Raw genomic sequence first — 13,034 nt, 5'->3', positions numbered from 1 at the left:
TGCTGTGCCTACGCCTGGGGCAGCGAGTCGCCCTGCACCGCCTGGATGTCCAGCTCCACCTTCAGCGTGGTGCCGATGGCGGCGATGCCCGCCTGGAGGACCTGGTTGTAGTTCATCGCGAAGTCCTCGCGGCGCAGTTCGGCGGTGGCCCGGAACGCGGCGCGGGTGCCGCCCCACGGGTCGGCGCCGGTGCCGAGGTAGGCGAGGTCCAGGTCGACCGGCCGTACGACACCGTGCAGGGACAGCTCGCCGCGCACGGTCCAGCGGTCGGGGCCGGCCTGGGTCAGGTCCGTGGAGCGGTAGGTGATCTCCGCGTGGCGTTCGACGTCCAGGAAGTCCGCCGAGCGCAGGTGCGTGTCGCGCATGCCGTTGCCGGTGTCGATGGACGCCGCCCGGATCACCGCCTCCACCCGTGACTTGGCGATGTCGTCGGGCGCGATCTCGATCGTGCCGCCGAACTCCGTGAACCGGCCGTGCACGCTGGAGATGCCCAGGTGCTGGGCGACCGCGGCGACGGAGGAGTGCACCGGGTCGATGGTCCAGGGGCCGGGCGGCGGCAGCTCGGTGCCGCCCTGCCGGGCCAGCGTGACCGTGCCGACCTCGGCCCGGCCGCTGGCGGTGACGATGGCGCTGGACGCGGCCGGCGCGTATCCGATGGCGGTCACGATCACGGTGTACGCCCCCGGGGCCAGCTCGGTGGTGTCCCGTACGGCCCCCTCGGCGTCCGTCTCGGCGCGCAGCACCTGCGAACCGGTCATGTCCGTCACCGTGACGACCGCGTGCGACACGGCCCACCCGTCCCGCGTACGGATCTTCGCGGTCAGTCCCATCCCGTTTTCTCCCTGAAAAGGCTTAAAAAGTGGTCGTATGAGACCGGCCCGTGGCGGGCGCGCCCTCCGCTCAGGGCGCGCGCCGCCACGGGCCGGGGTGTGGCTACTCGCCGGGGTGGGCGAGTTCGATGTCGTGGCCGTCCACGCCGGGGCCGGTCACGGTCAGCGCGGTGGCCACCGGCGGGTAGCCGGTCGCGATGACGGTGTACTCGCCGCCGTCCAGGTCGGTGAAGGCGTACGCCCCGTCCGACCCGGTGGTGGCGCTGCCGACCACGTTGCCGGCCTGGTCGACCAGGGTCACCCGGGCGTCGGCCAGCGGACCGTGCGGGGCCCGGACGACACCCTGGAGCCGGGCGCCGGCGTCCAGGTCGACCTCGACGCGGGTGACGCCGGTGGCGCCGACCTCGACCGGCAGGGCGCGCGGCCGGTAGCCGCTGGCGTTGACCGCGACGGTCACCGTGCCCGGCACCAGCTCGGTGAGGGCGAAGTCGCCCTGCTCGCCGGTGGCGGCGGTGGCCAGCAGGTCACCGCGCACATCGGTGACGATCACCATGGCGTCCTTGACCGGCAGCGCGCTCCCGGCGGCCCGGACCACACCGGTCAGCCCGCTGGTGCCGCTGAGCAGGATGTCGTACGACAGCGGTTCCTCGCCCACCACGACGGTGGAGGCCTGCGGCTGGTAGCCGTCGGCGGAGGCGATCAGGACGTACGACCCGGTGCCCGGCGCGGCGAGCGCGTAGGAACCGTCGGCCTGGGCGACCGAGCGGCCGAGCTGGCGGCCGGAGAGCGAGATCAGCGTGACCGCGGCCTGCGGGACCGGGGCGCTCTCGGCGCCGCGGACGAAGCCGTGCACCGGGGTGCCGCCGTCACCGGCGCCGGCGCCGGGTTCGGCGACCGTGGCGACGGCCGTCATCGGCCGGGTCTCCACGGCGGTGCCGTCGGCCGGGCTGGTCACGGCGACCGCGGCCGGGACCGGAGCCGGGGCTGCGGCGGCCTGGGCGGCGGCCGGGGCCTCGGCCTGGGCCGGGGCGGTGGTCTCGGCGGACTGCGCGAGCGCGCCCTGCGTCCTCAGGGGGACCTCCTTGATGAAGAGCGTGATCAGGAAGGCGACGGCGGCGAGGCAGCCGGCGATCAGGAAGACGTCGGCGATGCCGTGGCCGTAGGCGCTCTCCATCAGCGTCCGGATGGGCGCCGGGAGGGCGTTCATGTCCGGGATGCTGTCGGTCGAGCCCGAGCTGCCGGACAGGGCGGCCTGGTACTTGGGGCTGAGCGCGGAGACGCCGTCCTCGACGTAGTGGGTGATCCGGCGGGACATCACGGCACCGAGCGCCGAGACGCCGACCGCACCGCCGAGCGAGCGGAAGAAGGTGACCGTGGAGCTGGCCGAGCCGAGGTCGGAGGGCGCCACCTGGTTCTGCGTGGCGAGCACCAGGTTCTGCATCATCATGCCGATGCCGAGACCCAGCAGCGCCATGAAGATGGCCATCTTCCAGTAGTCCGTGTCGTACCGGATGCCGCCGAGCAGCAGCAGGCCGGCCGTGACCAGCACGCCACCGCTGACCAGCCACGCCTTCCAGCGGCCGGTGCGGGTGATGAACTGACCCGAGACGGTCGAGGAGACGAACAGACCGCCGATCATCGGGATGGTCATGACGCCCGACATCGTCGGGGACTTGTCGCGGGCCAGCTGGAAGTACTGGCTGAAGAACACGGTGCCGGAGAACATCGCGATACCGACGAACAGCGAGGCGAGCGACGCCAGCGTGATCGTGCGGTTGCGGAACAGGCGCAGCGGGATGATCGGCTCGCTCGCCTTGGACTCCACGAGCACGAACAGCGCGCCCAGGACGATCGAGCCGCCGACCATCGCGCAGGTCTGCCAGGACAGCCAGTCGTACTTGTCACCGGCGAAGGTGACCCAGACCAGCAGCAGGGAGACGGCGGCGGCGATCAGCGTCGCGCCGCCCCAGTCGACCTTGACCTCGCGCTTGACCACGGGCAGGTGCAGGGTCTTCTGCAGCACGATCAGCGCGATGATCGCGAAGGGCACGCCGACGTAGAAGCACCAGCGCCAGCCCAGCCAGGAGGTGTCGGTGATGACACCGCCGAGCAGCGGGCCGCCGACGGTGGCGACGGCGAAGGTGGCACCGAGGTAGCCGGAGTAACGGCCGCGCTCACGCGGGGAGATCATCGCCGCCATGACGATCTGCGCCAGGGCGGACAGACCGCCGACGCCGATGCCCTGGAACACCCGGAAGGTGATGAGCATGCCGGGGTTCTGCGACAGCCCGGCCGCCATCGAGGCGACCACGTAGATGATCAGGGCTATCTGGACGAGAGCCTTCTTGCTGTACAGGTCGGCCAGCTTGCCCCACAGGGGAGTGGCCGCGGTCATCGACAGCAGGGCGGCGGTGACCACCCAGGTGTAGGCGGACTGGCCGCCGCCGAGGTCCCCGATGATGTGGGGCAGGGCGTTGGAGACGATCGTGGACGACAGGATCGCCACGAACATGCCGAGCAGCAGCCCGGAGAGGGCCTCCATGATCTGCCGGTGCGTCATGGGCGCGTCGCCGTGGGAGCCTCCCCCGTGCTTGGCGTGAGCCCGCACACCGGCTGGTGTGGTCGTTGCCATGGGCTTCCTTTTCTTACGTGCTTGCGGGTGTACGGGTGGTCTCTTCGACTACGGGGGCGGGGATGCGGACCGGGGCGGACCGGCAGTCACCGAAGGACGTACGCAGCCGCGTCATCAGCCGGATCAGCTGGCCGACCTCCTCGTCGGACCAGTCCGCCAGCCGCTCGGCCAGCAGGTGTGTGCTCCGGCGGGACAGCTCGTCGAGCTGCTCCATTCCCTCCGGTGTCAGCCGCAGGATGCGCGAACGCTTGTCCGCGGGGTCCGGCAGCCGCTCGATCCAGCCGTACGCGGCGACGTGCGCGACATGGCGGCTGGTGACCGACATGTCGACGGCGAGCAGTTCCGCCAGCTTGCTCATGCGCATGTCGCCGTGACGGCCGAGCAGGGTCAGCACGGCAGCCGAGCCGGCCGGGCAGTCGGGCGGAAGGATCCGCTCCATGTCCCGTTTCACGGCTCCGACGGCACTGAGCTGACGCGCCAGCTCTTCAAACTGCGCCCGCTCGGCCATCACACCTCCCGTATTCGTTGCTTGGGGCAACCATACGACTGTTTGGTTGCTGAAGGCAAACAAGCTCGGAGGCGGGCGCGCAAAAAGTTGGCAAAGGCAAGTGTTGCGAACGTAAATATGCAGGTGAGTGCGGGTGACGTGCCCCCGTCTGTCCCGGTGGCCCCGCACTTGGGCCGGTCGGCTGGATTCGCTAGGGTCTCGGGGCATGGCTAACACCCAGGGCCCCCAGGGCAATTACGACCCCGCCGGCAGCACCCAGATGTTCCGCGCGTTCGTCGACGAGGCTCCTCAGGGGCGGCAGCAGCAGGCGGCTCCGTCCGGTCCCCGGGTCGGGCTGATCATCGGTGTCATCGTGGCGCTCGCCGTGGTGGCCGGCGTCGCCTGGCTCGCGCTGAAGTAGACGACCGGCCGGCACCGGCGACGAGGCGTCGGTGCCGCCTCGCCGGCGGCGCATCACCGGTGTCGAATCGTGGGTCGCTAAGCGCCGGCGTCGAGACGCCGGCGCGGTAGGGACTCGTGGCGGCGGCGCGGCACGGGCTCGTGGCGGCGGGCCAACCGCCGGATCGTGGGCGTGCGTTGACATCAGCCGGACCGGCGCGCGCTGATGTGGCGCGCGGCTCTCCCGCCGCACGTACCGACCGACCGGCCCCTGCCGACCGCGTGCCGTCACCGTCCGGGTGCCGTCACCGTCCGGCCCGACCCACGCAAACGGTCACCACGCCGCCCAGGACGGCGACGGCCGCCGGAGCGCCCGAAGGCGCCCCGGCGGCCCTGCGTGGGATCACGCCGTACGGCTACGAAGCCGCGCGCGGGAAACGGTCCCGGTGCCTCAGTCGGAGATCAGGCCGTCGCGGAGCTGGGCCAGGGTCCGGGTCAGCAGCCGGGAGACGTGCATCTGGGAGATGCCGACCTCGTCACCGATCTGCGACTGGGTCATGTTCGCGAAGAAGCGCAGCATGATGATCCGGCGCTCGCGCGGCGGGAGTTTGGCCAGCAGGGGCTTGAGGGACTCGCGGTACTCCACGCCCTCCAGCGCCGCGTCCTCGTAGCCGAGCCGGTCGGCGAGCGAGCCCTCGCCGCCGTCGTCCTCCGGGGCCGGCGAGTCCAGCGAGGAGGCGGTGTAGGCGTTGCCGACCGCGAGGCCGTCGACCACGTCCTCCTCGGAGACGCCGAGCACGGCGGCCAGCTCCGTCACCGTGGGCGAGCGGTCCAGCTTCTGGGACAGCTCGTCGCTGGCCTTGGTGAGGGCCAGCCGCAGCTCCTGGAGCCGGCGCGGGACCCGCACGGACCACGAGGTGTCGCGGAAGAACCGCTTGATCTCGCCGACCACCGTGGGCATCGCGAAGGTCGGGAACTCCACCCCGCGCTCGCAGTCGAACCGGTCGATCGCCTTGATCAGGCCGATGGTGCCGACCTGGACGATGTCCTCCATCGGCTCGTTGCGGGAGCGGAAGCGCGCCGCCGCGTACCGGACCAGCGGGAGGTTCAGCTCGATCAGGGTGTCCCGGACGTAGGCCCGCTCGGGGCTGTTCTCCTCCAGCGCGGCCAGGCGCAGGAACAGGGACCGGGACAGCGTGCGGGTGTCGAGGTTCGCCGCGGCCTCCGGGGCCGGGAGCGCCTCGGCGGACGGGCCGACGGCCGGGGCCGGCACGGCGTCGAGGACGGTGACGCCGTCGAAGCCGTCGAGGACGTCGAGAGCGTCGAGCTGCTTGGGCGCTGCCTCGCTCTTCGTGGGCGTCAGCACCTTCGAGCTGCCCTGGTCTGCGGACATGCCACCCCCTTTGGGTCGCGGGACGGTCGCGGCGGCGCCGTCGTGGAGCAACGCAGCCTTCACCTGAATACCGGTGCCGAAGCCCCGGCAAACGCGCTTCCCGCAGAATGTCACATGTCGGCAACGCGCTGTACCGACATGTCGACACCCAAGACCCGAATACCCCCTACGAGACAGGGGCCTGACGGTGTTTCGGACCGGGAGCACCGGCATCTGCCCTGGTGAGCGAGGCGCTTGTGCCGGTCGCCACCCGATCGGGTAGGCGATGCAGCGCCGTGCGCGCCGTGCTTCCGTGCGCCCGCTGTGCACCGGGCGGGCGCCGGCGTGCCGTGGGCCCGGCACCGGTGAACTCCGCGTAGTGTCCGCGGGTTACGCGTCGATGCGGTTCGCGGAGCGCAGCCGCTGGAAACTGCGCGCGAGCAGCCGGGAGACGTGCATCTGGGAGACGCCGAGTTCCGCGCTGATCTGGGACTGGGTGAGGTTGCTGTAGTAGCGCAGCAGCAGGATGCGCTGTTCGCGCTCGGGGAGCTGGACGAGCAGATGGCGGACGAGGTCGCGGTGTTCCACGCCGTCCAGGGCCGGGTCCTCGTAGCCGATGCGGTCCAGCAGGCCGGGCAGTCCGTCGCCCTCCTGGGCGGCCTCCAGCGAGGTGGCGTGGTAGGAGCGCCCCGCCTCGATGCAGCTGAGCACCTCCTCCTCGCTGATCCGCAGCCGCTCGGCGATCTCGGCGGTGGTCGGCGAGCGGCCGTAGAGCGTGGTCAGGTCCTCGGTCGCGCTGTTGACCTGGACCCACAGCTCGTGCAGCCGGCGCGGCACGTGGACCGTGCGGACGTTGTCCCGGAAGTAGCGCTTGATCTCGCCGACCACGGTGGGCATCGCGAAGGTCGGGAACTGCACGCCCCGGTCCGGGTCGAACCGGTCGATGGCGTTGATCAGGCCGATGGTGCCGACCTGGATGACGTCCTCCATCGGCTCGTTGCGGGAGCGGAAGCGGGCGGCGGCGTAGCGTACGAGCGGGAGGTTCGCCTCGATCAGCGCCCCCCGCACGCGGTGGTGCTCCGGCGTGCCGGGGGTGAGTTCCTTCAGCTCGGTGAAGAGCACCTGGGTCAGGGCGCGGGTGTCCGCACCACGGCGCTTCTCGGGGGCCGGCGGAGTCGGGGCTGCCGCCTCGTCCTGAGGCGGCGCAGTACTGGCCGACACGGTCAACGCCACCTCTTCATCCGTCAATCATCCGTCAAAAGCGGTCATAGCATCACAAGACATGTGCACCGTGTGCAAGCACCCGATAACGCCGTGTTGTCCTCAAATATCGACAAGTTGGGGCATCGGGCACAGGAAAGCCCCCCACCGGAACGGCGGGGGGCTGCGGGGAGCGCGGGGCTCAGAACTCGTAGTCGGCGATCACCCAGGTGGCGAACTCGCGCCAGCGCGCGACGGCCGCCTGGTGGGCCGGGTGCTCCGCGTAGCGCTTGAGCGCGCCGGCGTCCTCGACGGCCGAGTTGATCGCGAAGTCGTAGGCGTCGGGCCGTTCGCTGATGTTCCAGGCGCACTCCCAGGACCGCAGCTCCCCGATCTGCCCGCCGAGGGCCCGGAAGGCCTCCGCGCCCTCGGTGACCCGCGGGTCGTCGCGGTCGACGCCCTCGTTGAGCTTGAAGAGGACCAGATGGCGGATCATGGGATGTACCTCAGCTCTTTCCGCCGTTGGCGGCCCAGGTCATGAAGTCGCCGACGGCCTTCGCCGCGTCCGATATGCCCTCGAAGCCTATCTGCACGTAGTCGGCCGCCTTGGCCGGGTCCGTGATGATCACGTACAGCGCGAAGACCACGAGCACGTACACGGCGATCTTCTTGGCGTTCACCGCCACCACGGCCTCCCCTGTGCCAGTGCCCCGTGGGCCCCTGCTGCCGGGCGCGAGTGTAACCTCCGGAGCCTCACCCACGGTCAACAGCACGCCGTGGCACGGCGGTTGCGGGCGGGCGTACGCGAAAGGCCCCGCCGTCGGCGGGGCCCTCTGCGAGCGGTAGCGGAGGGATTTGAACCCTCGGTGACTTGCGCCACACTCGCTTTCGAGGCGAGCTCCTTCGGCCGCTCGGACACGCTACCGAGGGAGACCTTACAGCACAGTGCGGCATGGTTAGAAATCGATAGCCGCCGACGCCACGCGGGACTCGCCGACGGCCCGGCGACGGTCCCGGCGGCGGCCCCTCAGCGGTGCCGACGGCGGACCGGCGCGGGCCGTCAGCGCCACGGCGGCGGACCGGCGCGGCCCGTCAGCGGTTCCGGAAGAAGTCCGTGAGCAGCCGGGCGCACTCCGCCGCGAGCACGCCCTCGATCACCTCCGGGCGGTGGTTGAGCCGCCGGTCGCGGACCACGTCCCACAGGGAGCCGGCCGCGCCGGCCTTGTCGTCCCGGGCGCCGTAGACCACCCGGTCCACCCGGGACTGGACCAGCGCGCCCGCGCACATCGTGCACGGCTCCAGCGTCACGACGAGCGTGCACCCGGTCAGCCGCCACGCGCCGCCCGTGCCGGGGACGCCGCCCGCCGCCGTGTGCAGCGCGGCCGCCGCCCGCCGGAGGGCGAGGACCTCCGCGTGGGCCGTGGGATCACCGGTGGCCTCGCGTTCGTTGTGCCCGGCGCCGAGCACCGTCGTACCGTCCGGGGACAGCACGACGGCGCCGACGGGGACGTCCCCGCCCCGGACGGCCAGGGCGGCCTGGTCCAGGGCGAGCCGTATCGCCGGCCGCCAGGGGTCCCGTACCGGGTCCGGTGTGTCCTGGAGGTCGCGTGCCGTGGTCAGCGGACGGTCTCCAGTACCTCCGAGGCACCCAGCGCCTCGGCGATCGTGCTCAGCGCGTCGTCGTCCAGGGCCCGCAGCTCCTTCTCGCTGATGCCGAGGTCGTCCAGGACGCCGCTGTCGCCCACCGGGCCGTGCGGCACCGCGTCGGCGCCGCCGGTCTCCTCCTCGTCGTCCTCGACGGCCTCGGCGTCACCGTCCTCCGTGCCGTCGAGGTCCAGGGCGTCCAGGTCCGGGCCGTCGTCCGCGCCGGGCTTCCGGCCGAGCAGTTCGTCGGTGAGCAGCAGCTCCCCGTACGCGCTGCGGCTGGCGGCGGCGGCGTCCGAGACGTAGATGCGAGGGTCGTCCTCGCCGTCCACGCGGACGACGCCGAACCAGGCGTCCTCGTGCTCGATCAGGACGAGCACCGTGTCCTCGTCGGGAGAGGCTTCCCGGGCCAGGTCGGCCAGATCCGACAGGGTCTCCACATCGTCGAGCTCCGTGTCGCTCGCTTCCCACCCGTCTTCGGTGCGCGCGAGCAGTGCGGCGAAGTACACCGTGACTCTCCCACTGGTCATAGGCGTGCCGGTTGGAGGTCCCCCCGGCGGAGGTACGTGGGCGGAGAGAGCCTGGGCTCCGAGCCCCACCCACTCGGAATCGTGGCAGAAACAAAGCGTTCAGGGGACGTCTTCGGCTCCCTGTGTCCGGCTGTCCCGACCGTTGGTCCGCGATCGGGACAGCGGCCTGCTCATTGCCGCCACCTGCGGATCGTACGCGGGTTTTCCGCCGCCGCCACGCACGCCCCACCACCCCAACACGGGTACGTACGAGGAACTTCCGGGCCGTGTACGGCTACCAGCGGAACGTTCGCATACGCAGCGCGTGGCGCAGCCGGGCGGCCTTGGCGCGCCGGGGCTGCACCCGGGCGCGCAGCTCCCGGGCCTCGGCGAGATCGCGCAGGAACTGGGCGCGCCGCCGGCGGCGCTCGGCCGCGCTCTCGTAGTTGTCGGGCAGGTCAGGCAGGTCAGACACGTCACACCACCCCAGTCCGTCCCTCCCACTTTCCCCCGGACGGCCGGTTTCACGCCAGAGTGAGGCTGTCCCGGGGCGCAGGTACCGTTAGGGACATGCGTCTCCATGTCGTCGACCACCCCCTGGTCGCTCACAAGCTCACCACGCTGCGCGACCAGCGCACCGACTCCGCGACCTTCCGGCGGCTCGCCGACGAACTGGTCACCCTGCTCGCCTACGAGGCGACGCGGGACGTGCGGACCGAGGCCGTCGACATCCAGACACCGGTCGCCCGCACCACCGGCGTGAAGCTGGCCCGCCCCCGCCCGCTGGTGGTGCCGATCCTGCGGGCCGGCCTCGGCATGCTGGACGGCATGGTCCGGCTGCTGCCGACCGCCGAGGTGGGCTTCCTCGGCATGATCCGCAACGAGGAGACGCTCCAGGCGTCCACGTACGCCTCGCGGATGCCGGAGGACCTGTCGGGCCGCCAGGTGTACGTGCTGGACCCGATGCTGGCCACGGGCGGCACGCTGGTCGCGGCGATCCGGGAGCTGATCCAGCGCGGTGCGGACGACGTGACGGCCGTGGTGCTGCTCGCCGCGCCGGAGGGCGTCGCGGTGATGGAGCGGGAGCTGGCGGGGACGCCGGTCACCGTGGTCACCGCGGCCGTGGACGACCACCTGAACGAGCTGGGGTACATCATCCCGGGGCTCGGGGACGCGGGCGACCGGCTGTACGGGTCCGCGGAGTAGTCCGCGCGGGTGACCGGCGCTCTCCGGGCGCCGGTCAGCAGCCCTTCCGCACGGACGGCGCGGGTTCGGGGGACGCGGGGGTCCGCGTGACCGCCGGCCGCGCGGCCAGGCCCTTGAAGGCGTCCCCGATGATCAGGTCGACATCGGCCCGGGGGCGCGCGTCGGCGCGCGTCAGGGCACCGGTGAGCTGGGTGCCGAGCACCCGCAGCGAGGTGTCCTGGGCGGCGGGGGAGCCGAGGAGGAGGCCGGGAGCCTTGACCTTCTTGTCGTACTGCTTCGGCGCGTTGCCCACGGTGCCGATCCGGAAGCCGCGCTTCTTCAGCTCGTCCGCGGTCTTCTTGGCGAGCCCGGCGCGCGGCGTGGCGTTGTAGACGTTCACGGTGATCCGGCCGGGCGCGGGCAGGGACTCGGTCCGGGCCGCCGGGGCCGCGGCGGCCTTGGTCCGGCAGTCGGCCGTGCGGCCGGCCGCCGTGGCCTTCGTGCCGCCGGTGAAGACGTCGACGAGCTGGAGGACGCCCCAGCCCAGCAGACCGAGCACGGCGACGGACGCCACCGCGACGGCCACGAGCCTGCCGCGCCGGCGGGGCGGACGCATACGGGGGTACTTGCCCCCCGTGATCCGGTACTGGCCGCCCATGCCCGGAGGAGTCAGCATGCTCATGAGCGCAGCGTAATGCGCCTGGGCGGCGATGCCTATCAGATGATCAGCCGATGGGGTTCAGCGGAACCCGAAAGGGCCAACCGCCGTGTCGTGCGGGTCAGTCCAGTTCGAGCACGCGCGCGTGCAGCACCTGGCGCTGCTGGAGGGCGGCGCGGACCGCGCGGTGCAGTCCGTCCTCCAGATACAGGTCGCCCTGCCACTTCACCACGTGCGCGAAGAGGTCGCCGTAGAACGTCGAGTCCTCCGCGAGCAGGGTCTCCAGGTCGAGCTGCTGCTTGGTGGTGACGAGCTGATCGAGGCGGACCGGGCGCGGCGCGACGTCCGCCCACTGCCGGGTGCTCTCCCGGCCGTGGTCGGGGTACGGCCGGCCGTTTCCGATGCGCTTGAAGATCACACGGAAAGCCTACCGGTCAAGACGTTCCGGGCGCAGCCATGGCGGTCGAGTGCGACGCTTGAAAAGAACGGATGAACCGGGCATAGGGGTTACTACGGGAACAGGGGCCGGAGATGAGTGACAGCGAGAGCGTGCCCCCCGCCGGCTCCGGGCCCGGTGCCGCGCTGCCCGCCCCGGCCCGGCAGATCGCCTCCGGATACGCCTTCACCGGCCCCGCGCTGGACCTCGGCGCCCTGCTGTGGGACGGGCGGTGCCACCCGGACGCGCCGGTCCGCGTCCCGCTGTCCGTGCTCAACCGGCACGGCCTGGTCGCGGGCGCCACCGGCACCGGCAAGACCAAGACGCTCCAGTTGATCGCCGAGCAGCTCTCGGCGCGGGGCGTCCCGGTGTTCCTCGCGGACGTCAAGGGCGACCTGTCCGGCATCGCGCGGCCCGGGACGGCGGACGACCGGGTGCGCGAGCGGGCCGCCGAGGTCGGCCAGGAGTGGCGTCCGGCCGGCTTCCCGGCCGAGTTCTACGCGCTCGGCGGCCTCGGCCACGGCATCCCGGTCCGCGCCACGGTCACCAGTTTCGGCCCGGTGCTGCTGGCCAAGGCGCTCCGGCTGAACCAGACCCAGGAGCAGTCCCTCGGCCTGGTCTTCCACTACGCCGACACCAGGGGCCTGGAGCTGATCGACCTCAAGGACCTGCGCGCGGTGGTCGCCTTCCTCGCCTCCGACGAGGGCCGGCCTGAACTGCGGACCGTCGGCGGGCTGTCCGGCGCCACGGCCGGGGTGATCCTGCGGGCGCTGACGGCCTTCGAGGCGCAGGGCATGGCGGACTTCTTCGGCGAGCCGGAGTTCGATACGGCGGACCTGCTGCGCACGGCGCCGGACGGCCGGGGCGTCGTCTCCGTCCTGGAACTCGCCGCCGTGCAGGACAGACCGCTGCTGTTCTCCACCTTCCTGATGTGGCTGCTCGCCGACCTCTTCCACGACCTGCCCGAGATCGGCGACCCCGACCGGCCCAGGCTGGTCTTCTTCTTCGACGAGGCGCACCTGCTGTTCCAGGATGCCTCCCGGGCGTTCCTGGAGTCGGTCACCCGAACCGTCCGGCTGATCCGCTCCAAGGGCATCGGCGTCTTCTTCGTCACCCAGACCCCGAAGGACGTGCCCGGCGATGTCCTCGCCCAGCTCGGCAACCGCGTCCAGCACGCGCTGCGCGCCTTCACCCCGGACGACGACAAGGCCCTGCGGGCGACCGTGCGGACCTTCCCGCGGTCGGGCTACGACCTGGCGGAACTGCTCACCGGCCTGGGCACCGGCGAGGCCGTGGTGACCGTGCTCGGCGAGGGCGGCGCCCCGACCCCCGTCGCCGCCGTCCGGCTGCGCGCGCCGGAGTCCTTGATGGGCCCGGTGGACGCCGCCGCGCTGGACGAGGCCGTCCGGGGTTCCGCGCTCCACGCACGTTATGCACAGGCTGTGGACCGGGAGTCGGCGTTCGAGAAGCTGAGCGCGCGACCGCCGCGGGCGGCCCCGGCCCCGGCCCGGGGGCGCCGGAAGGCGCCCGAGGAGGAGCCGTCGCTGGTCGAACAGGTGGTGCAGAGCGGCGCGTTCAAGTCCCTGGCCCGCTCGGTCGGCAGACAGCTCGGCCGGGAGATCACCCGCTCGCTGTTCGGTACGGCCCGGCGGAGGCGGTAGGCCGCCCCCGCCGGGGTCCGC

General features: G+C 72.0%; 15 protein-coding genes and 1 tRNA gene. 3 read left to right on the top strand and 13 right to left on the bottom strand.

What is annotated here, in order from left to right; translation table 11 throughout:
• Window positions 1-8: 8 nt before the first annotated feature.
• The 3 genes from ACZ4SV_RS31165 to ACZ4SV_RS31155 all read right to left on the bottom strand — a co-directional run bounded on the left by ACZ4SV_RS31165 (window position 9) and on the right by ACZ4SV_RS31155 (window position 3,970).
• A complete protein-coding gene (locus tag ACZ4SV_RS31165; protein WP_468008234.1) occupies window positions 9-830 on the bottom strand; it encodes a YceI family protein in 822 nt (273 codons plus the stop codon).
• Between the two features lie 103 nt (window positions 831-933).
• Window positions 934-3,390, bottom strand: coding sequence for an MFS transporter (locus ACZ4SV_RS31160; RefSeq protein WP_468008390.1), 2,457 nt, complete (start codon window positions 3,388-3,390; stop codon window positions 934-936).
• An 85-nt stretch (window positions 3,391-3,475) separates the two neighbouring features.
• A complete protein-coding gene (locus ACZ4SV_RS31155) occupies window positions 3,476-3,970 on the bottom strand; it encodes a MarR family winged helix-turn-helix transcriptional regulator (RefSeq protein WP_365874146.1) in 495 nt (164 codons plus the stop codon).
• Between the two features lie 205 nt (window positions 3,971-4,175).
• On the opposite strand from ACZ4SV_RS31155, the gene ACZ4SV_RS31150 reads away from it, so the two are divergent.
• Window positions 4,176-4,370 carry a hypothetical protein gene (locus tag ACZ4SV_RS31150; protein WP_365874144.1) on the top strand — a complete coding sequence of 65 codons (195 nt, stop codon included), beginning with the start codon at window positions 4,176-4,178 and terminating at the stop codon, window positions 4,368-4,370.
• Window positions 4,371-4,799: 429 nt separating this feature from the next.
• Here ACZ4SV_RS31150 and ACZ4SV_RS31145 read toward each other — a convergent pair whose 3' ends face one another.
• The 8 genes from ACZ4SV_RS31145 to ACZ4SV_RS31110 all read right to left on the bottom strand — a co-directional run bounded on the left by ACZ4SV_RS31145 (window position 4,800) and on the right by ACZ4SV_RS31110 (window position 9,548).
• Window positions 4,800-5,741 (bottom strand): RNA polymerase sigma factor SigF, encoded by a 942-nt coding sequence (locus ACZ4SV_RS31145; protein WP_468008232.1) that lies wholly within the window; start codon window positions 5,739-5,741, stop codon window positions 4,800-4,802.
• A gap of 369 nt (window positions 5,742-6,110) precedes the next feature.
• On the bottom strand, window positions 6,111-6,947 hold the full coding sequence (locus ACZ4SV_RS31140) for an RNA polymerase sigma factor SigF (RefSeq protein ID WP_468008387.1): 837 nt from the start codon (window positions 6,945-6,947) through the stop codon (window positions 6,111-6,113).
• Window positions 6,948-7,122: 175 nt separating this feature from the next.
• Window positions 7,123-7,416 (bottom strand): Dabb family protein, encoded by a 294-nt coding sequence (locus ACZ4SV_RS31135; protein WP_397945853.1) that lies wholly within the window; start codon window positions 7,414-7,416, stop codon window positions 7,123-7,125.
• Between the two features lie 10 nt (window positions 7,417-7,426).
• Window positions 7,427-7,606 (bottom strand): hypothetical protein, encoded by a 180-nt coding sequence (locus ACZ4SV_RS31130; protein WP_365874138.1) that lies wholly within the window; start codon window positions 7,604-7,606, stop codon window positions 7,427-7,429.
• A gap of 154 nt (window positions 7,607-7,760) precedes the next feature.
• Window positions 7,761-7,845 (bottom strand) — tRNA-Ser (locus ACZ4SV_RS31125).
• 167 nt (window positions 7,846-8,012) lie between these two features.
• Window positions 8,013-8,477: a tRNA adenosine(34) deaminase TadA gene (tadA, locus tag ACZ4SV_RS31120; protein WP_468008385.1), complete on the bottom strand. Its 465-nt coding sequence runs from the start codon at window positions 8,475-8,477 to the stop codon at window positions 8,013-8,015.
• Between the two features lie 59 nt (window positions 8,478-8,536).
• Window positions 8,537-9,073: a tRNA adenosine deaminase-associated protein gene (locus ACZ4SV_RS31115; RefSeq protein ID WP_365874164.1), complete on the bottom strand. Its 537-nt coding sequence runs from the start codon at window positions 9,071-9,073 to the stop codon at window positions 8,537-8,539.
• A 295-nt stretch (window positions 9,074-9,368) separates the two neighbouring features.
• On the bottom strand, window positions 9,369-9,548 hold the full coding sequence (locus ACZ4SV_RS31110; protein ID WP_365874168.1) for a hypothetical protein: 180 nt from the start codon (window positions 9,546-9,548) through the stop codon (window positions 9,369-9,371).
• A 95-nt stretch (window positions 9,549-9,643) separates the two neighbouring features.
• On the opposite strand from ACZ4SV_RS31110, the gene upp reads away from it, so the two are divergent.
• Complete coding sequence (gene upp, locus ACZ4SV_RS31105) at window positions 9,644-10,279, top strand: uracil phosphoribosyltransferase (protein WP_365874134.1); 636 nt, start codon at window positions 9,644-9,646, stop codon at window positions 10,277-10,279.
• Between the two features lie 34 nt (window positions 10,280-10,313).
• Here upp and ACZ4SV_RS31100 read toward each other — a convergent pair whose 3' ends face one another.
• Together ACZ4SV_RS31100 and ACZ4SV_RS31095 are read right to left on the bottom strand one after the other, a co-directional pair.
• Window positions 10,314-10,940: a LytR C-terminal domain-containing protein gene (locus tag ACZ4SV_RS31100; RefSeq protein ID WP_468008227.1), complete on the bottom strand. Its 627-nt coding sequence runs from the start codon at window positions 10,938-10,940 to the stop codon at window positions 10,314-10,316.
• Window positions 10,941-11,037: 97 nt separating this feature from the next.
• Window positions 11,038-11,334 carry a type II toxin-antitoxin system VapB family antitoxin gene (locus ACZ4SV_RS31095; protein WP_004943146.1) on the bottom strand — a complete coding sequence of 99 codons (297 nt, stop codon included), beginning with the start codon at window positions 11,332-11,334 and terminating at the stop codon, window positions 11,038-11,040.
• A gap of 113 nt (window positions 11,335-11,447) precedes the next feature.
• Here ACZ4SV_RS31095 and ACZ4SV_RS31090 point away from each other — a divergent pair, with 113 nt between their 5' ends.
• Complete coding sequence (locus ACZ4SV_RS31090) at window positions 11,448-13,013, top strand: helicase HerA-like domain-containing protein (RefSeq protein ID WP_468008225.1); 1,566 nt, start codon at window positions 11,448-11,450, stop codon at window positions 13,011-13,013.
• The last annotated feature ends 21 nt before the right edge of the window (window positions 13,014-13,034 follow it).

Source organism: Streptomyces sp. NPDC027672, from assembly GCF_055566335.1.
This window is presented reverse-complemented; position numbering and strand designations above follow the sequence as displayed.